Source organism: Stenotrophomonas sp. YIM B06876 (assembly GCF_030711595.1).
Taxonomy (GTDB): domain Bacteria; phylum Pseudomonadota; class Gammaproteobacteria; order Xanthomonadales; family Xanthomonadaceae; genus Stenotrophomonas.
In genome coordinates, this window is record NZ_JAUJUJ010000270.1 from 1 (window position 1) to 1,112 (window position 1,112).

The following is a 1,112-nucleotide window of genomic DNA, read 5'->3' on the forward strand; positions in this document are numbered from 1 at the left end:
CGCCACCTTGAAGTCTGGGCGCGGGTCGCGGCCGGGTTTCTCGAGTTCGCCGAGGATGTCCTGCACCGTGATGACGCCGAATTTCTCGTTCGCGAACAGCTCGGGCTTGAGCGTCTTGAGCATGTCGGCGCGGCCCATCAGATCGGCCACGCTCTTGCCGGTGGTCTGGATGATGCTCTCCACCACCGGGTAGGTCTCGGGGTGCACGCCGGTCATGTCGAGCGGGTTCTCGCCGCCGCGGATGCGCAGAAAGCCCGCGCTTTGTTCAAAGGTCTTGGCGCCCAGGCCGGCCACGTCCATCAGTTGCTTGCGGCTCTTGAACGCGCCGTTGGCCTCGCGCCAGCGCACCACGGCCTTGGCCACGCTGGCCGACAAACCCGAGACGCGCGAGAGCAGCGGCACGCTGGCCGTGTTCAGGTCCACGCCGACCGAGTTCACGCAGTCTTCGACCACGGCACCGAGCGTGCGCGCCAGCTCGCTCTGGTTCACGTCGTGCTGGTACTGGCCCACGCCAATGCTCTTGGGGTCGATCTTGACCAGCTCGGCCAGCGGGTCCTGCAGGCGGCGCGCAATGCTGGCGGCGCCGCGCAGGCTCACGTCGACGTCGGGCATTTCTTGCGAGGCGAACTCGCTGGCCGAATAGACCGAGGCGCCGGCCTCGCTGACCACCACCTTTTCGATCGCACGTTCGGCCTTGGCCATGAGCTTGATCAGGTCGGCCGCCAGTTTGTCGGTTTCGCGGCTGGCCGTGCCGTTGCCAATCGCAATCAGGTTCACGCCGTGCTTTTCGCACAGCTTGGCCAGCGTGTGCAGCGAACCGTCCCAGTCCTTNTTGATCAGGTCGGCCGCCAGTTTGTCGGTTTCGCGGCTGGCCGTGCCGTTGCCAATCGCAATCAGGTTCACGCCGTGCTTTTCGCACAGCTTGGCCAGCGTGTGCAGCGAACCGTCCCAGTCCTTGCGCGGCTCGTGCGGGAACACGGTGGCGGTTTCGACCAGCTTGCCCGTGGCATCGCAGACTGCCACTTTCACGCCGGTGCGGATGCCCGGGTCCAGCCCCATCACCACGCGCGCTCCTGCGGGCGCGGCCAACAGCAGGTCGCGCAGGTTGTCGG

At 66.5% G+C, this 1,112-nt stretch carries 1 protein-coding gene; it reads right to left on the bottom strand.

Annotation, left to right across the window (positions count from 1 at the left end; all coding sequences use genetic code 11):
• Positions 1 to 1,112, bottom strand: a 1,112-nt coding sequence (locus QZH66_RS16655; RefSeq protein ID WP_305806978.1) for a helix-hairpin-helix domain-containing protein, incomplete at both ends; no start/stop codon positions are given.